Below are 25,045 nucleotides of genomic sequence, written 5' to 3' on the forward strand. Positions count from 1 at the left end.
GTGTTGGTTGCTATAAATTGAATTATATAGAAAAAGGTTTCGCTGTGTCAATAGGAGCGATTAGCCGCATCATTTTGATATACGCCCGGTAATGTCGGAAATACGCTCGGTTAAAGTGAAAATACGCTCAGCAGCTAAAGAAGCTCGCTTCAAAAAAAGCGCCCGCCACATGCGAGCGCTTCCTATACTTCCATAAAATCTTTCGGCGTAATGCCTTCCATGCCGACAAGCGGATGGATGAAATGGACGTTTTCATTGGTGAGGCTAGCCGGCCCTTTTGTTTTTGGCGCAGCCGTTTTAGCTTCGGCCATTTCAAGCTCCGTTTTAGCGGCAGCTACTGTTTCAACTGGTAAAGCTTTTTCAGCCGTCTCTGTTTCTTGGACCGGTTCTTCCGCAGACAATTGCAGCCGCTTCTTCAATGTTGTCATGCGCTGCACATCGTCGGTCCGTTCAACGCCGTAGCGGAACACTTGCGGATCGCCGCAAAGAATCAAAAAGTCTTTGCTGCGAGTGATGCCCGTATACAGAAGATTGCGCCGCAGCATTTTCATATAGCCGCGGACGACCGGCATGATGACCGTCGGAAATTCCGATCCCTGCGATTTGTGGATCGAACAGCAATACGCAAGCGTCAACTGGTTCAAGTCGCTTCGCTGGTACGTCACTTCGATGCCATCAAATGATGCCACGAGCATATCCTGCTTTTCCACCGTTTCTTTCGCTTTTAAAATTGCAATCACTTCACCCATATCGCCGTTGAACACATTGCTTTCGGGCTGGTTCACGAGCTGCAGAATCTTGTCGCCGATCCGGTACGTGATGTCTCCGAAGACGAGTTCTTTCCGCTTGCCGTCGGGATTCGGGTTGACCATTTCCTGGATCATGCGGTTCAAGGCATCAATTCCCGCCGGCCCCCGGTACATCGGTGCCAGCACTTGGATATCTTTGATGGAATGCCCTTTCGACAACGCGCTCTTGACCACTTTCTCGACAACATCCGCAATTTGATCGGCACCGGCTTTAATAAATGACCGGTCAGATGTTTTAGCCGTAATGTCCGCCGGCAATTGGCCTTTTTTCATTTGGTGGGCGAGTTCGATAATGGACGAACCGGAAGTCTGGCGATAAATGTCTTTCAATTCGACCGTCGGAATCCGTTTTGATTCGAGCAGATCGCGCAGCACTTGGCCCGGGCCGACCGGCGGCAGCTGATCCTGGTCTCCCACGAAAATAATTTGGGCATCGTCCGGCACCGCTTTCAGCAATTGATGCGCTAGCCACGTATCGACCATCGACATTTCATCGATGATGATCAAACGCCCTTCGATTTCTTTTTCCGTCTCTTCTTCTTTTTCCTGGCCGTTAAATCCGAGCAGCCGGTGGATTGTCATGGCCGGCAGTTCCGTCGATTCGCTCAGGCGTTTTGCTGCGCGCCCTGTCGGTGCAGCGAGAATGATCGGAAACGGCTCTTTTTTCTTCGCGTAGTCTTTCGGATCAAGCGACAAGCCGTGAAGCTCCGCATACACTTCGACCAAGCCGCGGACAACGGTCGTCTTCCCGGTGCCGGGGCCGCCGGTCAAAATCATGACCGACGAGTTGATGCTGCCGTCAATCGCCTGGATTTGCGTTTCGGCATAATTTACGCCGAGCCGCTCTTCCGCTTCACCGAGGGCGCGCCGTACTTCGGATGCCGGGAAACGGTCGCGGTTTGCCTGGGAGCCGAGCAGCGTTTCGAGTTTCGTCGCAATGCCGACTTCCGAATAATAGAGCGACGGAAAATAGGGGCGGTTTTCTCCCCCCGCCACTTTGCTTTCTTCATTCAGCTCAATCATCGCTTTTGAAATCGCTTCGATGGAAATTTCATCGCGCTGGCTCGATTCCAGCATTTCTTTGACGAGCGGAATCAGCGTTTTCGCATCCATGTAGACGTGCCCTTCCGACAGCGATGCCTGGTTCAATAAATGCAGGATCGATGCTTTGATGCGGTCCGGGTGAGCGCCGGTGATGCCGAGTTTCGCACCCAGTTCATCCGCCCGCTGAAAACCGATGCCTTCGATTTCTTCGATTAACCGGAACGGGTTTTTCGTCAGGACGTCAATCGTTTCTTCACGGTACGCCTGATAAATCCGCATGCCGACTTGCGGGCCGAAGCCCCAGTCGTTCAATTGGATCATCACGCGCTCCAAACCGAGATTCATCTGCAGCGTGGAGCGGATCGTCTCTTTCTTCTCATCGGAAAGGCGCGGTACAGCGTCCAGCGCTTCCGGATCTTCCAAAATCTTTTTGATGGCGTCTTTGCCGAGTTTTTTGACGATCGTTTCCGCTGTTTTCCGGCCGATGCCATTGAACATATCGCTCGATAAATAATGGACGATGCCCTGTTCCGTTTCCGGCACTTCTTTCGTAAACGTCTCCACCTGGAATTGGACGCCGTATTTCGGATGGTTTTTCACCGAGCCCGTAAAGCGGTACTGCTCTTCCAGCGACAGTTTCGGGAAATAGCCGGATACGATGATTTCTTTTTCAGTATAGGAGGTGTTCGTCTGTTGGATTTTCACTTTCGCGATGGAAAATAAATTCTGGGGATTGTGAAAAATCGAGACGACGGGCCTGCCCAGTACAAATTGCACTTCTTCCTGGAATAAATCGATTTGTCCGGTCATGTCTGTCGTCTCCTTTCTTTCGTGGTTATTGCAGTTTCGTCGCGATCATATCGTAAGCATAACGCGCCATTTCATTTCGTTCATCCAATGTATACGCCTGTTTCAAATGATGCATCGCATCCGCCGTGCGGTCAGTCGACACAGCATACAAGACACCCAAGTTATAATGGGCATCGGCATGGTCCGGCTCCCGTTCCAGCACCTGCAAAAATTGCGGTTCTGCCAGGTCAAACAATTCCATTGACGCCAGCGTGATGCCGTAGCTAAGGCGCGCCTGGACGTCTTCCGGATCCAGTTCAACGGCACGCTGAAGATACGGAAGGGCCAATTTCGGCTGTTCCAGCCTTTCGAAGCATTTGCCGATCATGAAGTGGGCATCTGCCCCTTCGAGGCCGTATTGAACGGCTTTTTCGTATAGCTTCAAGGCTTCTTCAAAACGCTCGACATTGAAATAAAGGTTGGCCAACCCGTAGTAAGCGGTAGCCGATGTTTCATCCAGTGTGATCGCTTTTTGGAAAAAGCGTTCAGCGCGTTCAACATCGTCCATCGATGTCAGTACATGGCCGAAATTGATGTAGCCGAGGGTGTTCTCCGGTTCTTCTTCAATCGCTTTCGTGAACGCTTTGATCGCTTCTTCCGTATTGCCTTCTTGCAATGCTTGTATCCCGATTTCATTGTAATTCATATTCGTCTCTCCCATTAACCTACATATTCCAAACGTGCGCCGTTTTTGAACACACGGTCAATTGTACCGCCGCCCAGGCATTCTTCGCCGTCATAAAAAACGACTGCTTGTCCTGGCGTGATCGCGCGGACCGGCTCATCGAATGTGACGATGGCTTCTTCGCCTTTAAATTCCACCGTTACGCCGACATCAGCCTGGCGGTAGCGGAATTTCGCTGTGCATTTCAACGTGCCAACCGGTGCTGTATCGGATGTGAAACTCAAGTTTACCGCAGACAGGCTGTCTGAGAAAAGAGCTTCATGGTTAATATTTTGGCCGACATAAAGAATGTTCTTTTCCAAGTCTTTGCCGATGACGAACCACGGATCTCCGGCGCCGCCGATGCCAAGCCCTTGGCGCTGGCCGATGGTGTAGTACATCAACCCGTCATGCGATCCTTTTTTCACGCCATCAAGCGTCTCCATGGAACCTGGCTGTGCCGGCAAGTATTGGCCAAGGAATTCCTTGAAATTGCGTTCACCGATAAAGCAAATGCCCGTCGAATCTTTTTTCGTTGCTGTTGCCAGTCCTGCTTCAAGTGCGATTTCACGCACTTTCTTTTTTTCCATATGCCCGATCGGGAACATCACTTTCGATAATTGCTCCTGATTCAATTGATTCAGGAAATACGTTTGGTCTTTATTGTTGTCTTTGCCGCGCAGCATTTTCGTTTCGCCGTTTTCCGCGTGCGCGACTTGCGCATAGTGGCCTGTTGCGAGATAATCCGCACCGAGGCTCAGTGCATGCTCAAGAAATGCTTTGAATTTGATTTCCTTGTTGCACATGACGTCCGGATTCGGTGTACGGCCGGCTTTGTATTCTTCGAGGAAATAGGTGAAAACCTTGTCCCAATATTGCTTTTCGAAATTCACGGCGTAATACGGAATGCCGATCTGGTTGCAGACGCGGATGACGTCTTCGTAGTCTTCCGTAGCCGTGCAGACGCCGTTTTCATCGGTATCATCCCAGTTTTTCATGAAGATGCCGATGACGTCATACCCTTGTTCTTTCAATAAATACGCGGCTACCGAGGAGTCGACTCCTCCGGACATGCCGACGACAACGCGTGTATCTTGTGGAGCTTTCGTCATTTTCTATCACCTTTTCATAGCAGCGCTAAACGCTTGCTGATTTGTGCTGTCATTTCTGCAGCTTCTGTTATTTGCTGTTCAGTCAGGCCAATGCCGAAGCTGAACCGGATGGAATTGCGCAATTGCTCGGCTTTTTCACCGAACATCGCCACAAGTACATGTGACGGGTCGATGGAGCCGGCAGTACAGGCCGATCCGCTCGAAGCGGAAATTCCGGCGATATCCAAATTAACGAGGAACGATTCGATATCGATTCCCGGCAGGCTCAAGTTCAAAATATGCGGCATTTGGCTGCCGCCGTTTTCGGAGAACTCAATGCCTTCATCCGTTAAGACGTCTTTAAAAATTTGTTTATATCGCGCATAGGCTGCCGCCCGCTCGTCCATCGTCGCGAGCGAAATTTCGACCGCTTTGGCAAATGCGGCAATCGCCGGAACATTTTCTGTTCCCGCACGACGCTTCCGTTCCTGTTCGCCGCCGTAAAAAATCGGCGAAAGCGGCGTGCCTTTTCGCTGATAAAGGAAACCGATGCCTTTTGGGCCGTTGAGTTTATGGGCCGATACAGAAAGAAGATCGACATTCAGCGCTTCTACGTCAATCGGCAAAACGCCATAAGCCTGTACCGCATCCGTATGGAACGTAATTTCTGTCTCTTTTAACAGTTCACCGATTTCCGCAATCGGCTGAACCGATCCGACTTCATTGTTGCCTAGCATGATGGTCACTAGAATTGTATCGTCCCGCAGTGCATTTTTCACGTCTTCTGCTCGGACCAACCCTTTTTCGTCAACCGGTAAGTACGTTACGTCGTAGCCTTCGCGTTCCAATTTCTCGCAGGCATGCAAAACAGCGTGATGTTCAATTTGCGATGTGATGATGTGCTTGCCTTCTTTTTTGGCAGCGGTGCCGAAGATCGCCATATTGTCCGCTTCCGTCCCACCGCTTGTAAAAATGATTTCCGGGTCGTCTGCATGGATGCTTGCAGCAAACATGCGCCGTGCGTCGTCTAGCGTCTTGCGTGCTGCGCGTCCGGTCCCGTGGATGCTTGATGGGTTGCCGAAAACGCTGAGAAGCGCTTCGGAAAAGGTTTCAGCCACTTCCGGATGCATCGGAGAAGTGGCTGCATGGTCTAAATAAATTCGATTCATTTTAACTGTCTCCTTATATATAAAACATATAATTTTCGTTATTGTCTTCTTTTTGGTTGGCAAGGTCGTCGATGCTTGTCGTCTCCAGCACATTTTTCACAGCATCGCGGATGCGGATCCACAATTCGCGCTGCGGCTGGGCTTCGTCTTCAATGCCTTCCACTGGTTGGATCGGGCCTTCCAGCACTTTGATGACATCTCCGGCGGAAATTTCTTTCGGGTCGCGCGTCAGCATGTAGCCGCCGTAAGCGCCTCGAACACTTTTCACCAATCCCGAATTGCGCAAGGGGCCGACAAGCTGCTCCAAATACGCTTCGGATAAATCATATTCTGCCGCAATTTTCCGGAGCGGAATCGGCCCTTCTCCGTAATGTTTGGCGAGTGAGATCATAATCGTCAAGCCGTAGCGGCCTTTTGTTGAAATTTTCATGCTTACACCTCTGAGTCAGATTCCAATTATTCTTCAAAATAGTATAGCATATTTGTCGGAAATGGACTTGCAATGACTTTTATTTAGCAAAACGATATACTGATAGAACGAATGTACGGAAGGAGTTTTTTCATTGCAGAACGAACCTTTAGCTTTCCGTATGCGTCCGCGCACCATTGATGAAGTGGTCGGCCAGCAAGATGTCATCGGCCCGCATACGGCTTTATATAAAATGATCCAGAACGGCCATATCCCGTCGATGCTGTTGTACGGCGAGCCGGGGATCGGCAAAACCTCGATCGCCCACGCCATCGCCGGCACATCGAAATTGCCGTTCATCGCGCTCAATGCGACGACTTCCGGCAAAAAAGATGTCGAAGACGTGGTCAAAGAATCGCGCATGACCGGAAAAGTCCTCTTATTCCTGGACGAAATCCACCGATTCAATAAACTCCAGCAAGATGCCCTATTGCCGCATGTCGAAAGCGGCGCGATCGTGTTGATCGGCGCCACGACGGAAAACCCGTTCCATGACGTGAACCCGGCGATCCGTTCCCGATGCGGGGAAATCAAACAGCTCAAGCGGTTGACCCATGACGATATTGTGAATTTATTGAACACCGCTTTAACCGATCCAAAACGCGGCCTTGGCAATTTAAAGATCCGGATTTCACCGGCACAAGTCGAGCGCATCGCAGATGGCACAAACGGCGATGCCCGTAAAGCGCTGACGATGCTCGAGTCGATCATCATCGCATCGGATGAAATCGACGATACGTTCATTGTTGAAGACCAAATGGTGGAGCAGATGATTAAGCGTGTCGGCGTCTTCGGCGACAAAAAAGGCTCTCATTTCTTTAATTTGCTGTCAGCGCTCCAAAAATCGGTCCGCGGCAGCGACGTTAATGCTGCGATGTATTATCTAGCGCACCTATTAGAAAATGGCGACTTGACGGCCGTCACCCGACGTTTGCTCGTCATGGCGTATGAAGACATCGGCCTCGCGAATCCGGAAGTTGGCGGGCATGTGCTCGCAGCCTGCCAGGCGGCAGATCGCCTCGGGTTGCCCGAAGCCCGCATTCCGCTCGCACAAGCCGTCGCCGAAATGTGCCTGTCCGAAAAATCGAATTCCGCTTACCGGGCGATCGACGCGGCAATTTCCGCTATCAATAAAGGCGAGACTGGCGACATCCCGATGCATCTGCGCGACACGCACTACGCCGGAAGCGCCGAACTTGGCCATGGCGGCTACCGGTATCCGCATGACACGCCGCTCGGTTCGTTCGGGGGCTGGGTCGACCAGGATTATTTGCCGAAAGAAGTGCGGAAAGCCGAATATTATAAACCGGTGATTGCCGGAGCTGAGAAAAAGTACGCCGGCATTTACGAAAAGCTGAAATCATTCCGGAAAAATAAAAAATAAACGATCGAAAGCCATTTCCGCTTCTGGAAATGGCTCTTTTTTTGCTTTCATAGGAGAGGGCTGCTTTCGGTTATCGTATTTATTCTTTTATAAGCGGTTTGAAAAATTTGCAAACCTTCGAAGTTTTTTATAAACGTTCAGCAATTTTCCGCATAAAAAATCCGGCTCAGCTTTCGAGCCGGATCCTTTTTAGTTATTTCGTACACGGTTGATGTGAATGTTTTTTGTAATGTCGTTGATGACCCAGCTCGCACAGATCAAGCCGACCGTCGACGGCGTAAATGCATTCGAGGATGGCGGCATCTGCGCTTTGCGGATCGGCGCATTCGGCTTTCCTACAGTTTCCACCACGTCTTCGCGGACGATGATTGGACTTTCATCAGAAAAAACGACGGGAATCCCTTTTTTAATGCCGGCTGCACGCAATTTCCGGCGGATGACTTTCGCTAGCGGATCGGTATGCGTTTTCGAGATGTCAGCGATTTGGAAACGCGTCGGGTCTGTTTTATTGGCAGCGCCCATGCTTGAAATGATTTTCACGCCGCGCTTATAGCATTCCGTCATTAAATGCACTTTATAGATCATTGTATCCGATGCATCGATGACATAATCGGGTTCGTAGCTGAAAAATTCTTCATATGTCTCTTCCGTATAAAACATATGTAAGGAAATCACTTCGCAGTCCGTGTTGATGTCCGCGATGCGGTTTTTCATGACTTCCGCTTTCGACTGGCCGACCGTCGAAAGATTCGCCACCAATTGGCGGTTGACATTCGTGATGTCGACATTGTCTTTATCCACTAAAATGATGCGGCCGACGCCGCTGCGTGCGCATGCTTCTGCAGCAAACGATCCGACCCCGCCTACCCCTAAAATGGCCACTGTCGAATTTTTGACGAGGTCCATGCCTTCTTTGCCGATTGCTAGTTCATTTCTTGAAAATTGATGTAACATAATTTCCCTGCCCTTCAAAGTTGATCATTCTACTAGGAATTATACACGAAGAAAAGCGCAAGCGCCCGTGTAGCCCCGACAAGCGCTGGAAGCCTTGCCGATAATGGCGTTCTTTGCCATTGGCGGAAAGGCTGAAGCGACTCGAGGGGCTGGGCGCTGGAGTCTGGACATGAAATACGCCCACTATAAATTCTTCGCACCTTTAAAAAGTATACCTATTCTTCTCAAAATAAAACCCCCCGACAAATTGCCGGAGGGCGGAAATTTAAAATAATAGGAGAATCCCAATCGTGCCGTCCTTGGTGTTGCGCATCGTTTTTGAACCCGCTTCTAGCAGGTGGGTGACCTCTCCACCACTTATAACTTCCCGTTAAGGCATGTTAGCCATGATGAAATTTGGTCTCCCGACGACAAAATGTTGGGTCAAAACTGAATTGCTCGTAACGAACACATCAGGATTCTCTACTAATTGTATGTTAGCACACTCTTTTTATTTGCACAAGAAATTTACTCTGGTTCTTTTTTAGTATTCTGAACATTCAGCAATAGGCTTAAATCATCAAGCTGCGCTTTGGATACTGGACTTGGCGCATCCGTCAGCAAGTCGCTTGCACTCGCTGTTTTCGGGAAGGCGATCGTGTCGCGCAAGTTCGTGCGGCCAGAAAGCAGCATCACCAAACGGTCTAAGCCAAATGCAATGCCTCCGTGCGGCGGCGTGCCGTATTCGAAAGCATCCATCAGGAAGCCGAACTGCGAACGCGCCTCTTCTTCTGTAAAGCCAAGCACGCTGAACATTTTCTCTTGAATGTCGCGGCGATAAATGCGAAGCGATCCTCCGCCAAGTTCATAGCCGTTCAATACTAAATCATAAGCTTGTGCACGGACGTTTTGCGGGTCTGATTCCAATTTATCGATATCTTCCTCAAAAGGCATCGTGAATGGATGGTGCGCTGCAAAATAGCGGCCTTCTTTTTCGTCGTATTCAAATAGCGGCCAGTCGGTGATCCATAGGAATTTGTAGACCGAGTTGTCGATCAAGCCAAGCTCTTTGCCGAATTTCGAACGAAGTGCCCCTAATGTATCCGCCACAACTGCCGAAGAATCCGCGACGAATAATAGAAGGTCTCCTGCTTCCGCTTCAGCGCGCTCCCTCAATGCATCTGCCGCTTCGCCTTCAAAGAATTTCGCAATCGGCCCTTTGATGCCGTCTGCTTCCACTTTCATCCAAGCAAGCCCTTTGGCGCCGTAAACCGCCGCAAATGAACCCAGTGCGTCAATGTCTTTGCGTGAATAATGGGCCGCTTGCCCTTTGACGTTGATCAATTTCACTTCGCCGCCGTTTTCAATCGCGCCTGTGAACACTTTGAAAGAAGAATCCTTCACAAGGTCTGAAACATTGACAAGTTCAAGGCCAAAGCGGACATCGGGTTTATCAGATCCGAAACGGTCCATTGCTTCTGTATAGCTCATGCGCTGAAAAGTCGGCTCGATGTCGACGTTTTTCACTTCTTTCATCATCTGGACCATCAAGCGCTCATTCATGCCGATAATGTCTTCCATTGACTGGAAGCTCATTTCCATATCGATTTGGGTGAACTCCGGCTGGCGGTCAGCACGCAAATCTTCATCACGGAAGCAGCGGGCAATCTGGTAGTATTTATCGAATCCGGAAACCATCAGCATTTGCTTGAACAGCTGCGGCGATTGAGGAAGCGCATAAAATTCGCCGTCATGCACGCGGCTCGGCACCAAATAATCGCGGGCGCCTTCCGGTGTGGATTTTGTCAGGATCGGTGTTTCCACTTCCAAGAACCCTTCTGTGTCCAGGAATCTGCGGATCGATTTTGTGATATCCGAACGCATTTTGAAGGTTTCGAACATCGCCGGGCGTCTCAAGTCGAGGTAGCGGTATTTCAAACGCAAGTCTTCGCTGACGTCTGTATTGTCTTCAATCGCAAAAGGCGGGTTTTTCGCTGCGTTGATGATCGAAGCGTGATCCACTTGCACTTCCACTTTTCCGGTTTTCATCGCCGCATTCACTTGGCCAACGGCTCTTTCCACAACCAGGCCGTCGATGTGGACGACGAATTCATTGCGCAAGGATTCCCCGATCGCTGCCGCTTCTTCTGAGATTTCAGGGTTGAACACGACTTGGACGATGCCGCTGCGGTCGCGTACATCTACGAAGATCAAACCGCCTAAGTCACGGCGTTTTTGTACCCATCCTTTTAACGTTACACGCTGTCCGATAACAGTTTCATTTACTTCACCACAATAATGCGATCTCGACATGTTTTATTCCTCCAATGTTTTTCTATTCTTGATCGTTTCGGCCATTTCAGAGAATAAAAGCTCTTGCTGTTCGCCGGTAGCCATTTCTTTCAAACCGGCTTTGCCGCTTGCCATTTCCGTTTCTCCGATGACGATGACGTAGCTTGCGCCTTTGCGGTCTGCTGATTTCATCTGGGCTTTCAATTTGCGTCCGGTATAATCCATATCGGCCGAAATGCCGTTTGCCCGGAAATCCTTGAGCAAGCTGAACGCTTGTTTCTTCGCGGATTCGTCCATCGCAATCACGTACACTTCCAAATTCTGCGACTTTCCGATTTCCACTTTTTCCATTTCCAATGCCAGGAGTAGACGCTCAATGCTCATCGCAAAGCCGATGCCCGGCGATTCCGGTCCGCCGAGGTCTTCGACAAGCCCGTTATAGCGTCCGCCTCCGCAAAGTGTCGTGATGGCGCCAAATCCTTCGGCGTCGCTCATGATTTCAAAAGCGGTGTGATTGTAGTAATCGAGTCCGCGAACCAAGTTCGGATCGACCACATAGTCAATGTCAAGCTCTTCAAGATACATTTTCACATCATCAAAATAAGCTTGAGATTCTTCATTTAAATAATCGGCAAGCGACGGTGCTGTCGCCATCAACGGGTGGTCGCGGTCGACTTTGCAATCCAGGATGCGCAGCGGATTTTTTTCCAATCGCGTCTGGCAGTCGCTGCAGAATTCATCGATGCGCGGCGCGAAATGCGCCACCAGCGCTTCTTTGTGCGCGAGCCTGCTTTCGGTGTCGCCAAGCGAGTTGATGACTAAGCGCAGCCGCTTCAAACCGACGGAACGGTAAAGCTCCATCGCCAATGAAATCACTTCTGCATCGATCGCCGGATCTTTTGAACCGATCGCTTCCACGCCGAACTGCACGAACTGGCGCATGCGGCCTGCTTGCGGGCGTTCATAGCGGAACATCGGGCCCGTATAGAATAATTTGACCGGCTGGTCCGGCAAGCCGAATAGTTTATTTTCCACAAACGACCGGACTACAGAAGCGGTCCCTTCCGGACGAAGCGTCAGACTGCGATTGCCGCGGTCCTGGAATGTATACATTTCCTTTTGGACGATATCTGTCGTATCGCCGACACCGCGCTGGAATAATTCGGTGTGCTCAAATACCGGCGTCCGGATTTCCTTGTATTGGTAAAGCCGGCATAGTTCGTTGATTTTCTGTTCGATTTCCTGCCATTTCTCTGATTGGCCAGGCAAAATATCGTATGTGCCACGTGGTGCTTGAATGCTCATTTTCTTCACTCCCTTATTTTTTCCAAACAAAAAAGCCCTCGCCCCTTGCTTACGCAAGGGACGAGAGCTCATTTTCAGCTTCCGCGGTTCCACCCTAGTTGATGCACAAAAAAACTGTCCATCCTCTCATTCCGGATAACGGCCGGTTCCGTCCATTCCTAATAAGCCAAAAGCCTTTCAGAAAGGAGCCTCTTAAGTGTTTTTCATCACAGATCCCTGCAGGAAAGTTTACAGCCCAGGACTTTCCCTCTCTTTTCAGCCAATCATGCAATTACTTTCTTCGTCATCGGCAAATCTAAATATATGAGTATAATGATTAATCTTAAGGACTCCCCGAATCCTTGTCAACCTTTTTTGACAAACGCCGGATTTTTTACAATAATACAAAGTAGACGAAGGAAAATTCCATGCCGATTTTCTTTTCCTCGCGTCCCAATTCAATAAGTTCCAAGGAGGTGCTACATGAACCGCAAATGGCCGATTGTTTTGATCTTATTTATTTTATTGGCCGCCGGCAGCCTGCCTGCCGCAAATGTTCCGGCAGCTTATGCCGCTGGCACGGAGATGAAAATCTCTGCATCTACCGTCAACATCCGAAGCGGTCCGGGCTTATCGTATAGCGTCACCGGTTCCCTGTCAAAAGACGAAACCGTTAACGTCGTTTCGCAATCAGATGAGTGGTACGAAGTAAACATCGACGGCGAAACCGGATGGATCGCTTCTTGGCTGACCACATCAGCAAAAAGTGACTCTGGCAGCAGCGCATCTGGCGAGACAGCCGTTTCAACTGTAGACCGGCTGAATGTCCGCACACAGCCAGATCTTTCGTCTTCTGTCCTGACGCAAATGAATGCCGGCGAACAAGCGACCATCATCCAGCAAGCCGGTGACTGGGTCGAAATCGATTTCCATAATACTCGCGGTTTTGTTGCCAAACAATACATAAGCGTTTCCGAAAGCTCGGTCAGCAGCCCCTCGCCTGAAGCAGCTGCCGTCTCTTCTTTTGAGATTGCGGTAGACGCATTGAATGTCCGCACGAAACCGGATCTGAATTCCGACGTGAAAGATTTAGTGCGCAAAGGCAAAGTCTTCCCGATCAAATCGATGGAAGGCAATTGGGTCGAAATTGAACTGAGCGCGAATGACAGCGGTTGGGTATATGCGTTTCATGGCCATTTATCCGATCAAAGCGCAAACGCTGTTTCCGGCACCGATACGGAAGTGGTGACTGTCTTGACAGATGGCACCAATCTCCGCTCGAAGCCTTCAACTTCTTCTGAAGTCGTCAGCCGCTCAAATGCCGGAGAACGTTTGTCGGTCATCGGCCAAGACGGCGACTGGTATCAAGTTTCCTTGCCTGGCGGACAAGATGCCTATATCGCGACTTGGGTCGTGACGAGTGGTGAAACGGAAACTGTCCAGCAAGAAAAGAAAGAAAAACCTGACCGAAAAGCTGGCACATTAGACGGCTTGACGATTGTCATCGATCCCGGGCATGGCGGAAATGATGGCGGTACGGTCGGTGCACGCGATACTGAAGAAAAAGACTTGACCTTGAAAACGGCTGAAACGTTGACGCACCATCTCCGTTCTGCTGGTGCGGAAGTGGTGCTGACACGGCAGTCCGACGTGTATGTCGATTTGAGAAAACGCGTTTCCACCGGACACCAAGTGGCAGCGGATGCTTTTATTTCGCTCCACTATGACGCAACGAATGACAGCAGCGTCTCTGGATTTACGACTTATTATCTGCATGATTACCAGGAACCGCTGGCTGAATACATTAACGCGGGGCTTGGCAAGAAAGTCGAATTGCGTGACCGCGGCGTCCAGCCCGGAAATTATTTAGTGCTGCGCGAAAATCGCCAGCCTGCTGTTCTCGTTGAACTTGGCTTCCTGAGCAACTACAACGACGAACGAATTGTTTCAACCAGCAAATTCCGTGACCAGGCCGCACTCGGTTTGTATAACGGCATTATCCATTATTTTGATGCGCAATTAGAAGAGTAAAAAAACAATGCGGAGAATTTTCTTCCGCATTGTTTTTTTGTGTATTTTGCAAATAAAGTCCGCTATTGCGCAAACAACGAGCCGGTTGCTGCAAATAAAATCACTTATTGTGCAAATAAACTCGAGAATCCCGCAAACAACTCCACTTTTTACGCAAATAAAACCAAAAACCGGCTCAAAAGGTCTCCCCTTCAAGCCGGTTTTATTATTTCGATTCCACTACGATCGTGACAGGGCCGTCGTTGACGAGCTCCACATCCATCATTGCACCGAAAATGCCGGTTTCCACTTTCAACCCATTGTTTCGGAGTGCGTCGTTGAATGCTTCCCAGATCGGTTCAGCCGTTTCGGGGCGCGCAGCTTGGATAAAGCTCGGGCGGCGCCCTTTTTTCACGTCGCCGTAAAGGGTGAACTGGGAAATCGACAGGATGTCTCCGCCGTTTTCCAAAATCGACCGGTTCATCTTGCCGTCTTCGTCTTCAAACAACCGCAATTGGGCAATCTTCCCTGCGACGTAGTCGACATCTTTTTGTGTATCTTCATGCGTAACCCCGACAAGCAGGACGTAGCCCGATTCGATCGAACCCGTCACTTCCCCGTCAACGGTTACGGATGCTTCTTTTGAACGCTGCAAAACAACTCTCATAGTTCCTCCTTAGTTCGTGACGCGGCGAACGGAATAGACATCCGGAATCTGTTTGATGCGTTCCACTACCCGGTTCAGATGCGTAATATGCGGAATCAGGATCGTCATGTTGATCGTCGCGATTTTATTCGAATCGGCTCGGCCGCTGACGGCAGCGATGGTCGTTTTCGCTTCGCTGACCATCTGCATCACTTCGTTGATGAGGCCGGTGCGGTCATAAGCTTCCACTTCGATATCGATTTGGTAGTCTTTCTTTTCCGGAAGCCCCGAATTGTCCCATTCAACCGGGATCAAGCGGTCCATCTGGTCTGCATGGATGTTCGGACAATCGGCGCGGTGCACGGAAACGCCGCGGCCTTTCGTAATAAACCCGATGATGCTGTCGCCCGGCACCGGGTTGCAGCATTTGGACAAGCGGATCATCATGTTGTCGATGCCACGGACAATGACGCCCGATTCCGTCTGTTTGCGCGGCGCATTGGATTTCATTTCCACGGTCAATTTCTCGATCGCTTCTTCCTGCTCGCGTTTTTTGCGCTGGCGTTCAGCCAGCCGGTTGACGACTTGCTGCGCCGTCATGCCGTTAAAGCCGACCGCTGCAAACATATCGTCTTCCCCGGCAAAATTGAACTTTTCGCAAACCCGTTTGATGTTTTCGTTCGTCAACACATCTTTTGGAATAAAATCCTGCGCTTTGATTTCTTTTTCAACGAGTTCTTTCCCTTTTTGGACATTGTCCACACGCAATTGCTTTTTGAAGAATTGCTTGATCTTGTTTTTCGTCTGCGTCGACTTGGCGATTTTCAGCCAATCTCGGCTTGGGCCGAATGATTGCTTCGATGTGAGAATTTCCACAATGTCGCCTGTCTTCAATTCGGTATCGAGCGGGACCATTTTGCCGTTCACTTTGGCGCCGATGGTTTTATTGCCGATTTCCGAATGGACACGGTAGGCAAAATCGATTGGCACCGATCCAGCCGGCATTTCGATGACGTCGCCTTTTGGTGAGAACACGTAAACCATGTCCGAGAACAAGTCGAATTTCAAGGATTCCATGAACTCTTCCGCGTTGTCCGCTTCGTTCTGGAAATCCAGGATTTCACGGAACCATGTCAAACGCGAATCGACCGTATTCTTCGGCATATCGACTTTTTTACCTTCTTTGTACGCCCAGTGGGCAGCGACCCCGTATTCGGCGATGCGGTGCATTTCTTCCGTCCGGATCTGCACTTCCAATGGATCGCCCTGCGGCCCGATGACCGTCGTATGGAGCGATTGGTAAAGGTTTTGCTTCGGCATCGCAATATAATCCTTGAAGCGGCCCGGCATCGGCTTCCACGTAGAATGGATGATGCCGAGTACGGCGTAGCAATCCTTGATGCTTTCAACCGTTACCCGGACAGCGAGCAGGTCATAGATTTCATTGAACTGCTTGTTTTGAATCGCCATTTTGCGGTAAATGCTGTAAATATGTTTTGGACGCCCAAAAAGATCCGCCTTTATCTCAACTTCGTTGAGCTGCTTGCGAATTTCATCCATGACATTATTCAAGTATTCTTCGCGTTCGGTGCGCTTCTTTTTCATCAGGTTGACGATGCGGTAATACTGCTGCGGATTTAAGTAGCGAAGGGCTGTGTCTTCTAATTCCCATTTAATGGTATTGATACCGAGACGGTGTGCAATCGGCGCGAAAATCTCCAACGTTTCATTCGCTTTCATGCGCTGTTTCTCGACGGACTGGTATTTCAACGTCCGCAGATTGTGCAGGCGGTCTGCCAGTTTGATCAAAATGACGCGGATGTCCTGAGCCATTGCGACAAACATTTTGCGGTGATTTTCTGCTTGCTGCTCTTCTTTGGACATGTATTTAATCTTGCTAAGCTTCGTCACGCCGTCCACCAGCATGGCGACTTCTTCATCGAAATCACGGACAATGTCTTCACGGCTGACAGTCGTGTCTTCGACGACATCGTGCAAAAAGCCTGCAGCAACAGTCGCTGGGTCCATTTGCAGTTCTGCGAGTATCCCAGCCACTTGCACCGGATGGACGATATACGGTTCGCCGGATTTGCGGAGTTGTCCTTCATGGGCTTTCAGCGCTACTTCATATGCTCGTTTAATCGTTTCTACATGATCGGCATTCATATAAGACGCAACCATCTCAAATACGTCTTCAGGTGTCCTTACTAAATCTTTCGCCATAATTGCCCACCTTGCTTTTAATTTTTCGAAAAGTATATCTTTCTATTATAAAAAATAACAGGTGTAAAAGTAAAGCCTTGTGGCAATTAACCTTTAATTGTTTCACAAATCTGCCTTAATTTGTTCAACTATGGCTGTCGAATTTCCTTTTCCGACAGAGACGGATTTTTTGGCGGAAGAAAGGCACTGGATATTTGCCGCTTTCACATGGAGCGCGGGCTGCTTCCCGCCGGCAATTGAAATGTCTGCTGACGCTGTGCGGAATCCGGAAAATGTTCCATTCGTTAAGGAAACATTCGCCGCTTTGTATTGGATGGCGGCTGCCGGTTGATTGGCATAGTCATAGTGCGGATCTCCGATAAAGCGGAAGCGGTTGATGGCAACGTTGCGGAATCCCGAAACGACCAATGCCCGCGGAGAAGATCCGGCGTACATGTCCGCAAACACCGGCGCGACGGATACAAGATATTGCGCTGCGATATTATAAGCGCTGAGTGAATCCGGATCTTCCGCTTTATGGTGGCCGATATGGCGGAAATTGAACGACCGGTTGTCATGGACAGATAAATGGCCGGAAATAAAAACACCGGTCGCAGCTGACGAAGTGGCGTGGGCTTTAATTTCCAAACCGCCGAAACAGCGCGCTGTCGAGTTGTTCGACAGCCAGACAAATCGTGAGCCGTCATCGATTTCGATGCCGTTCGAATTGGAAAAGCCTTTTTGATGGGAACGGCCGCTCGGGTCGCAGAAATGCGAATTGGAAATGAAAATATAATCGCTGTGATGGGTGGTGATGCCGTCGTCGCCAAATCCATAGCCGCTTGCCCGGTCGAGCCAGATGTAACGGCTTCCTCCTCTTGCCCGGATCCCGTCGCCGCCGTAATTATAGGTCGGAGACGAAATGTCAAAGCAATGCAGGCCAGGATTATACGCCGCGACATTTTTCACCCAGCCATAAGTCAAGTGCGCATAGGTCAGGCAGCTGGAATGGTTGAGGCCGGCGCTCGTGTTTTCAATATTGCCGAGGCGCTCCACATTCCAATCGAGGCTTAAGTTTTCAACGGAAATATGATGATTGCCTTTTACGTAGTTTCGATTTGTGACGAGCCGCTGCTTTTTCGGCGCTTCATCGTGGAGACGGATCACCGTTGCCCCTTTGCCCGCTCCGCGCAGCCTAGTCCAGGACGGCAAATCGATTTTTCGCACAATGAAAATGCCGGAAGGGACAAAGACATCCACCTGCCCGCTTCCAATCGCATTTCGGAAGGCTTCCGTTGAGTCGGTCACTCCGTCCCCGACTGCCCCGAAAGATTCCACATTTACGATTCGCTGAAACGAACGTTCCAGATTCGCATATTCCCGGTCGAGCCCGCTTTTCCATTCGGGTACGGCTTCGCCTCCAGCGACTGTAATGGAATAATGATATGGATCCACCGTTGAATGTTTTTTGCCGGTCAACGCCCACAAACGTTCCATCCACGATTTACGGTAATTACTGTGGAAGGGAAGCGGCTTTGAATGTTTAACGGAATGAAAAAGTTCAAGCGTTTCTCTTGTCGTTTCTGCCAACGGCTTTGGATCGTTCAAAATCGCCGCAATCAATTCTTTATTTTTTCCTGGATCGTGGTATTTGCTTAGTTCCATTTCCATCACCTCTCCTTTCCATACCCCCGCATTTATAAAAAAATCCCCCTGCCAAAAGGCAGAGAGAAATCAGTTAATATTGAAGCAACGTCATAACGTCGTAGCCGTCTAAGTTTTTGCGTCCATCCAAATACGTCAATTCGATCAAGAATGCACAGCCGACAACAACGCCGCCAAGCTGTTCAACCAAGTTGATCGTAGCGCCGATTGTACCGCCAGTCGCTAAAAGATCATCCGTGATCAATACTTTTTGGCCAGGTTTGATGGCATCTTTGTGCATCGTCAAAATATCTTTGCCGTATTCAAGGCCATATTCAGCGCGAATCACTTCACGCGGCAATTTTCCTTCTTTGCGGACCGGTGCAAAGCCGATGCCAAGCGCATAAGCTACTGGGCAGCCGATGATGAATCCGCGGGCTTCAGGGCCGACGATGATGTCCGCACCGACCTTTTTAGCGTATTCCACCATTTGGTCTGTCGCGTATTTATACGCTTCGCCATTGTCCATGATCGTTGTGATGTCTTTGAAGCTGATGCCCGGTTTCGGCCAATCTTCAACAATTGTTACGTACTGCTTTAAATCCATATCTGTTCTTCCTCCTTGGCTGATACTTTCGCATCAAACCACTCTTTTAAGTCTTTATAAGATGCATACAATAGCTTCTGCTCCAACGCAATCTGCTGCTCCCGCTTCTTGTAGATCGGCGCCTCCGACAAATCACGTTTCCCTGGAGATTCAGCAAGCTCTGTAAGTCCATTGTTAAGTGTAACAAAACCGAGTTCAAAAAACACCTGCAGCATGAAAAATATTGAGTCCCGGCTCCAGCCTTTATGCTTCGCCAATTCATCGCCGTGCTTTTTGAAATCGAATGATCCACGCTTTTTAAGAAACGCAAACAGCCATTTGAATTGCTCGCGCGTAGGGATCTGCTCAAAATACTGCGATTCCTTCGCGTAGAAATGAGCATAAATCCGCTGCGGTTTAAAAATCGACAATATTATGGCTAACTGCTCTTCCGTCTCTGGCATATCGAGCAGCACTAGATGATGCTTCGGCCCCTCCAGTTCGTTCAAGGTTTCCGGACTGTAGATCGGCTCATCGATGAGCGTCCGGAAAACTGCTGCGGTCTCCGGCTTGAAAGCAAGAAAAACTTGCCCTTTTTCAGGAATCAGCTTTGACCAGCGCGATACCTGGCGGATGCCGCGGATATCAAATAACTGCCACTGGTCAGTCCGCACATCTTCCACCATCAATTGCGGTTTCTTTCGGCCGTTCCACTCATTGATCTGCAAGTCGCCAATCACATCGATTTTCACATCCGGCGTCAATTCGTCGCCAATCGAGCCGATGCCAAAGCCGACCGCATCCAGCGTTCCGGAATCTTGCGCGAGCTCCATCTTCAGGTGATTCTGGGCTGCGCCGATTTTCCGGATCGACGACACCTTTACGCCTTCCAAGAAAAACTTCGGCTTCGCAAAGCCCATCCCGAAAGGCGCAAGTGTGCGCATCGATTCGATCGTCTCTATATCAATTTCATCCAGACGAACCGGAATGTCAATTTCCACCACCGGAATCAAATCTTCCTCTGTCAAACTGTTTTTTGCTTGAAGATTCAACCGTTCCCGCAGTTCATCCACATGCGCCATTTGGAGCGTCATGCCCGCTGCCATCGGGTGTCCTCCGAAATGCGGCAAAATGTCCCGGTTAGCAGCAAGCTCGTTATATAAATGGAAGCCTTCGATGCTGCGGGCCGAACCTTTCGCTTTTCCGGTTTCCGGACTCAGCGACAAGACAATCGACGGACGATAATATTTTTCCGTCAGTTTGGATGCAACGATCCCGACTACTCCCGGATTCCATCCTTCCTGGGCCACAACGATGACATGCGGCGGCTCATCCGGATAACGCTGATCCACTTGGGCTACAGCTTCATCAGTAATTTTCTTTACGATCGCCTGGCGTTCTTTATTCAGCACATCCAGGCCGCCTGCCAAGTTCCGCGCTTCGCCCGGGTCATCCGTCATAAAGAGTTTTACTGCCGGGTCGGCATCCTGCAAGCGTCCAATGGCGTTGATGCGGGGGCCGAACATAAAGCCAATCGTCTCTTCCGTAATTTCACGCTGTTTGACGCCGGAAACTTCCGCCAACGCTTCGATCGCGGGACGCGGCGAATTTTGAAGCGCCGATAATCCTTCTTTTACGAATAGCCGGTTCTCGTCGTGCAGCGGCACTAAGTCCGCGATGGTGCCGATTGCAACAAGCTCAAACAAATGATCTGGCACATCTTCATATAAAGCCTGGGCAATTTTAAAAGCCACCCCGACTCCTGCCAGCTCGCCAAAAGGGTAATGCCCTGCCGGATGGCGCGGATGGACGATAGCGAGTGCATTCGGCATCGTGTCTCCGATGTCGTGGTGGTCGCTGATGATGACTTCCATGCCTAACTCATTGGCGAACGCTACTTCTTCGATGCCTGAAATGCCATTGTCGACTGTGACGATCAATTTGACGCCTTCATCAAATGCTTGCTGGAACAATTCTTTATTCGGCCCATAGCCATGCTTGAACCGATTGGGAATCTTGAATATTGCGTCCGCTCCTAAATCTTCTAAAACCGTCATCATGACTGTCGTGCTGGTCACTCCATCGGCATCGTAATCGCCGTATACCATGATTTTCTCCTGTGATTCGATGGCTTGGCGTATCCGCTCGACAGCGATATCCATATCTTTCATCAAATAAGGATTATGTATGCCGCTTGGGTCCAAGTCCATAAATCTTTTGGCCATTTCCGCGCTCGTCAGGCCGCGCGTCACTAAGATTTTCGCCAAGACGGACGAAATCGATAATTCTTTTTGAATTTCTTCTACTATCTGTTCATCAGGCGCGGTCAAGCGCCATCTTTTTTTCGATTCAATCATTCTCATTCACTTCCTTACCCGTCCATTATACAGAAATTTTCTCCAGACAAAAACCTTTCGGCTGTTCCGCCGAAAGGTTTTCGTTTAAAGCTGTGCTTTTTCATCGGTGATCACCATTGCTTCCGGCTCAACGCCGGCTTTCTGGTATTCCGCGATTTCATTTTGCTGCGTCGCGATCAACGATTCTTTCACTGCCATTTCTTTTTGCAGCGACTTCACTTTTCGCTGCAACGTGAATGTCCGGATGATGCCGACCACTCCGCTCAGCAGGAAACCAAGGAGCGCGGAAGCTAAAATGACGAGGATCAGCGGCCATTCCGCTTCCCCAAATACATAATTGACGGGCACCGGGTCTACGTTTACAGTCGCAAAAATGGCGATAATAACAGCAAATAAGAGTCCCAGCAAAACGAGCCATTGATATTTCATATGGGTTAGCCCCTTTCGGATAAATAAAAAAATGGAACAAGGTCATATTATCTATACCCTGTTCCATTTCGTTTATAAACTTATACGACAGGCTCGTCAGAACCCCATTTGCTTTTCTCTTCCAATTTCTCGATGTCGATTGGACCTTTTTTATTCAATTCACGTTTTTTCAACACTAGCCATAATTGAGCGGCGATGAAAATTGAAGAATACGTACCGGCAATTAAACCGATCAATAACGCGATCGAGAAGTTCGTAATCGATGGCGCTCCGAAAACGAGCAGCGCTATAACGACGAAGATAACCGTCAATACCGTGTTCACCGAACGCCCAAGCGTCTGGCGAAGCGATTTGTTGACAATGTCTTCCAGTGCATCAATCGTATCGATTTTCTTCATGCGTCTCATATTCTCGCGGATACGGTCGAATGTGACGATCGTATCGTTGATCGAATAACCGACGATGGTTAGGACTGCCGCGATGAAAGTAATGTCTACTTCCAGTCGAAGCAAGCTGAACACAGCAATGATGAAGAACGCATCGTGCAGCAAAGCGACGATGGATGCGACACCCATGCGCCATTCAAATCGGAATGCTACATAAATGATAATGCCGATCGCTGCATAAGCGAGCGCTTTTAAGGCATTCTTCGCAAGTTCAATTCCAACTGTCGGCGACACGGTGGAAATATTCGGTTCTACTCCGTATTCATCCACAGCGAGCGACTTCAACTCGTTGATTTGCTCTTGGCTAAAGTCTTCTGTATAACGGGCAACCCCGATATTATTGTTGTCGCCGGAAATAACCACGCCTTCTGTTTCATATCCAGCTTCCTCTAAGAAGCCTTCCACTTCAGACTGCGATAATTCCGAGTCGGCAGTGATCTCAACGCGTGTACCGCTTGAGAAATCGATGCCCAGGTTCAGGCGGAATACGCCGATGACGACCATCCCTGCCACAATCAAAGCAATCGATGCAATAAAGAATTTATTGCGGTTTCGTGCAAAATCAAAACGGTCAAAACGAGTGGATAAGTCCAGGATTTCCAGGTTTTCTTCCGGTTTATGGACGAGCGATTTCCGCAGGCCGAATAAACCGTATTTGCCGTCCAATACGCCGCTGTTAACCCAGAGGCCAAGAAGCAGGCGAGATCCCCATACAGCTGTGATGAAGCTGACAAGGATGGAAATGATCAGCAAAGTGGCAAAACCTTTTACTGAACTTGTTCCGAAAATAAAGAGCACAATGGCTGCAATCAATGTCGTCACGTTCGCATCTAGGATGGCAGAGAATGAATCCGCTGCACCCGCTTTGAACGATTCCTTCACCGAACGGCCGACGCGCAATTCTTCGCGGATCCGTTCATACGTGATGATGTTGGCATCGACCGCCATCCCGACCCCGAGCATGATCGCCGCGATCCCAGGAAGCGTCAAGACGCCGCCAATCATTTCGAATACGAGAAGAATCAGGTAAACATAAACGGTCAGTGTGATGACGGCAATAAGCCCTGGCACACGATAGTAAACCAGCATAAACAGCAAGACTAACGCAATACCGACTGCCGCTGCAAAGATCGTCTGATCCAATGCTTCTGCGCCGAACTGCGCTCCAACCGAAGTGGAATAGATTTCCTCTAAACTAACCGGAAGGGCTCCGGCATTTAAAATACCGGCTAAGTTTTGCGTTTCTTCAACAGTGAAAGCTCCTGAGATTTCCACCGATGGAGAGTTGATGCGCTGAGAGACGCGCGGAGCCGAAACGAATTTCGGATCAGGCTTCGCCACTTCAGCTGCATAGGAATCCACGCCTTCTTCAAAATCCAGCCAAATAACCAAGACGTTGCTTGGCGGCGGCATCTGAGAAATTTCGCTCGTGATTTCAGCGAATTTTCCTGGATCGTTCAATTCAAGCGTAACAACCGGCTGGCCATTTTCATCAAAATTGGCAGCGGCTCCGCCTTGTTTTAAATCTTTACCAGCAAGCATGACTTCATCTTCCGCATTGCGGAACGTCAAGTTTGCTTCGGTCGATAAAAGTTCACGGGCAGTTGCCTGGTCTTCTACGCCGGCAAGCTGAACGCGGATCCGGTCATCGCCTTCAATCTGGATAACGGGTTCGCTGACACCCAGCACGTTAATCCGGCTCGATAACGCATCTGTCGTGTCCGCCAAGACGTCCTGATTGATTTTCTGTCCGTCTTCAAGCGCCGTTACTTCATATAGAACTTCAAATCCGCCTTGAAGGTCCAGACCTAATTTAATGTCTTTTGCGATAGGTAAACTCGTGGTGCCAATCATTCCTATTAGTACGATGACCAGTAAGAAAAAGGCTATGATACGACCTCTTGCTTTCATATGTAACTTTCCTCCTCAGTGTGAAAAACACAGCACTATCATTATGAAACAGGTGCTGAACGGTGTCAAATAGAAGTTGGCTTTTTATTTGACGGACGGAGCAGCTGCTCCAGATCGTCCTGTCCGCTTTCAGTAAACCAATTTCCGCCCTTCAAACCTTCAACCTGGTGATAGGCAACGAATTCCGAAGCCGTCATTTCCATAATGTCGTTGACCATTTCATAGAGATGCATCGTTTCGACGTCTTTTTTTCGCCACTTTTTCTTTACACAATATTGCCACAATTCTTCTGGCGTGAAAGTATCGTACTGGAAATAATGAAATTCCGAACATTTGCTTTCGAGCGCAGGCAAAACCATTTCGTATTGTTCGGTAAATTTTAACATATTTATTCTCCCTTCAGCCGTTCTTTTCCATTGTATACGAATGAAAGAAAGTTTAGAACCATCTTTTTCTTGTATTTGGAATCTCAACAGTTTCTTTTAGTCAAAAAAAATCGCCTTCGAGTCGAAGGCGAAATTTTTATCAGATCGTCGATTTTGCAGACTCTACCACGCGAGCGATCGCTTGGCGTTCGAATTGCATGCGTGTTCCATCAGCTACAGTGATGTAGACAGTTGAATCGTCAACTGCATCGACTAGGCCATGCAGGCCGCCGATCGTGACAATACGGTCTCCACGGCGCAATTCCGACTGCATGTTCGCTGTTGCTTTCTGGCGTTTTTGAGCAGGACGGATGATGAAAAACCACATTAACAAGAACATCAATAGTAATGGTGATAAGGCTATTAAAGTATCCATTTTTCAATTTCCCCCTTTCACTTTC

At 49.3% G+C, this 25,045-nt stretch carries 19 protein-coding genes, 1 other RNA gene and 2 other annotated features (1 of these 22 only partly in view); of the genes, 2 read left to right on the forward strand and 18 right to left on the reverse strand.

Translation table 11 applies throughout. The features are described from left to right. Positions 1-8 (reverse strand) — a binding site (T-box leader) (it extends 199 nt beyond the left edge of the window). 174 nt (positions 9-182) lie between these two features. Genes recD2 through cymR form a run of 5 tightly spaced genes read right to left on the reverse strand, consistent with a single transcriptional unit; the run spans position 183 to position 6,056 of the window. Beyond that, positions 183-2,663: an SF1B family DNA helicase RecD2 gene (gene recD2 / locus BN1080_RS09560; protein WP_052651834.1), complete on the reverse strand. Its 2,481-nt coding sequence runs from the start codon at positions 2,661-2,663 to the stop codon at positions 183-185. A 25-nt stretch (positions 2,664-2,688) separates the two neighbouring features. Beyond that, complete coding sequence (locus BN1080_RS09565) at positions 2,689-3,348, reverse strand: tetratricopeptide repeat protein (protein WP_052651835.1); 660 nt, start codon at positions 3,346-3,348, stop codon at positions 2,689-2,691. Positions 3,349-3,362: 14 nt separating this feature from the next. Continuing rightward, positions 3,363-4,478: a tRNA 2-thiouridine(34) synthase MnmA gene (mnmA, locus tag BN1080_RS09570; RefSeq protein WP_052651836.1), complete on the reverse strand. Its 1,116-nt coding sequence runs from the start codon at positions 4,476-4,478 to the stop codon at positions 3,363-3,365. Between the two features lie 14 nt (positions 4,479-4,492). Then, a complete protein-coding gene (locus BN1080_RS09575; protein WP_052651837.1) occupies positions 4,493-5,626 on the reverse strand; it encodes a cysteine desulfurase family protein in 1,134 nt (377 codons plus the stop codon). 13 nt (positions 5,627-5,639) lie between these two features. Further along, positions 5,640-6,056 carry a cysteine metabolism transcriptional regulator CymR gene (gene cymR / locus BN1080_RS09580; RefSeq protein WP_052651838.1) on the reverse strand — a complete coding sequence of 139 codons (417 nt, stop codon included), beginning with the start codon at positions 6,054-6,056 and terminating at the stop codon, positions 5,640-5,642. A gap of 133 nt (positions 6,057-6,189) precedes the next feature. On the opposite strand from cymR, the gene BN1080_RS09585 reads away from it, so the two are divergent. Beyond that, positions 6,190-7,479, forward strand: a complete 1,290-nt coding sequence (locus BN1080_RS09585) for a replication-associated recombination protein A (protein WP_052651839.1) — start codon at positions 6,190-6,192, stop codon at positions 7,477-7,479. A 189-nt stretch (positions 7,480-7,668) separates the two neighbouring features. Here the strand turns inward: BN1080_RS09585 and BN1080_RS09590 are convergent, their stop codons facing one another. The 4 genes from BN1080_RS09590 to hisS form a co-directional block, all read right to left on the reverse strand. Continuing rightward, complete coding sequence (locus tag BN1080_RS09590; protein WP_052651840.1) at positions 7,669-8,433, reverse strand: tRNA threonylcarbamoyladenosine dehydratase; 765 nt, start codon at positions 8,431-8,433, stop codon at positions 7,669-7,671. A gap of 277 nt (positions 8,434-8,710) precedes the next feature. Then, positions 8,711-8,895: non-coding RNA, 6S RNA (gene ssrS / locus BN1080_RS17015), on the reverse strand. A 45-nt stretch (positions 8,896-8,940) separates the two neighbouring features. Next, a complete protein-coding gene (aspS, locus tag BN1080_RS09595) occupies positions 8,941-10,725 on the reverse strand; it encodes an aspartate--tRNA ligase (RefSeq protein WP_052651841.1) in 1,785 nt (594 codons plus the stop codon). Between the two features lie 3 nt (positions 10,726-10,728). Further along, positions 10,729-12,009: a histidine--tRNA ligase gene (gene hisS, locus BN1080_RS09600; protein WP_052651842.1), complete on the reverse strand. Its 1,281-nt coding sequence runs from the start codon at positions 12,007-12,009 to the stop codon at positions 10,729-10,731. Positions 12,010-12,062: 53 nt separating this feature from the next. Then, positions 12,063-12,305, reverse strand: a binding site (T-box leader). 166 nt (positions 12,306-12,471) lie between these two features. Here hisS and BN1080_RS09605 point away from each other — a divergent pair. Further along, positions 12,472-14,019, forward strand: coding sequence for an N-acetylmuramoyl-L-alanine amidase family protein (locus tag BN1080_RS09605; RefSeq protein WP_052651843.1), 1,548 nt, complete (start codon positions 12,472-12,474; stop codon positions 14,017-14,019). 205 nt (positions 14,020-14,224) lie between these two features. Here the strand turns inward: BN1080_RS09605 and dtd are convergent, their stop codons facing one another. The 9 genes from dtd to yajC form a co-directional block, all read right to left on the reverse strand. Further along, positions 14,225-14,665 carry a D-aminoacyl-tRNA deacylase gene (gene dtd / locus BN1080_RS09610; protein WP_052651844.1) on the reverse strand — a complete coding sequence of 147 codons (441 nt, stop codon included), beginning with the start codon at positions 14,663-14,665 and terminating at the stop codon, positions 14,225-14,227. 9 nt (positions 14,666-14,674) lie between these two features. Further along, positions 14,675-16,867 carry a RelA/SpoT family protein gene (locus BN1080_RS09615; protein WP_052651845.1) on the reverse strand — a complete coding sequence of 731 codons (2,193 nt, stop codon included), beginning with the start codon at positions 16,865-16,867 and terminating at the stop codon, positions 14,675-14,677. A 102-nt stretch (positions 16,868-16,969) separates the two neighbouring features. Further along, positions 16,970-18,511, reverse strand: a complete 1,542-nt coding sequence (locus BN1080_RS09620; RefSeq protein ID WP_052654531.1) for a glycosyl hydrolase family 28-related protein — start codon at positions 18,509-18,511, stop codon at positions 16,970-16,972. A 73-nt stretch (positions 18,512-18,584) separates the two neighbouring features. After that, the gene (locus BN1080_RS09625; protein WP_052651846.1) at positions 18,585-19,097 is read right to left on the reverse strand and encodes an adenine phosphoribosyltransferase; all 513 of its coding nucleotides are present in this window, start codon (positions 19,095-19,097) and stop codon (positions 18,585-18,587) included. Further along, on the reverse strand, positions 19,088-21,433 hold the full coding sequence (recJ, locus tag BN1080_RS09630) for a single-stranded-DNA-specific exonuclease RecJ (RefSeq protein WP_052651847.1): 2,346 nt from the start codon (positions 21,431-21,433) through the stop codon (positions 19,088-19,090). The genes BN1080_RS09625 and recJ overlap by 10 nt, the downstream gene beginning before the upstream one ends. An 84-nt stretch (positions 21,434-21,517) precedes the next feature. After that, positions 21,518-21,862, reverse strand: a complete 345-nt coding sequence (locus BN1080_RS09635; RefSeq protein WP_052651848.1) for a LapA family protein — start codon at positions 21,860-21,862, stop codon at positions 21,518-21,520. Between the two features lie 80 nt (positions 21,863-21,942). Further along, a complete protein-coding gene (secDF, locus tag BN1080_RS09640; RefSeq protein WP_052651849.1) occupies positions 21,943-24,219 on the reverse strand; it encodes a protein translocase subunit SecDF in 2,277 nt (758 codons plus the stop codon). Between the two features lie 65 nt (positions 24,220-24,284). Further along, positions 24,285-24,605, reverse strand: a complete 321-nt coding sequence (locus tag BN1080_RS09645) for a post-transcriptional regulator (RefSeq protein WP_052651850.1) — start codon at positions 24,603-24,605, stop codon at positions 24,285-24,287. Between the two features lie 139 nt (positions 24,606-24,744). Continuing rightward, entirely contained in the window at positions 24,745-25,020 is a 276-nt protein-coding gene (yajC, locus tag BN1080_RS09650; protein WP_052651851.1) for a preprotein translocase subunit YajC, read from the reverse strand. Between the last annotated feature and the right edge of the window lie 25 nt (positions 25,021-25,045).

The organism is Planococcus massiliensis (genome assembly GCF_000821325.1).
In the GTDB taxonomy this organism is placed as follows: Bacteria; Bacillota; Bacilli; order Bacillales_A; family Planococcaceae; genus Planococcus; species Planococcus ruber.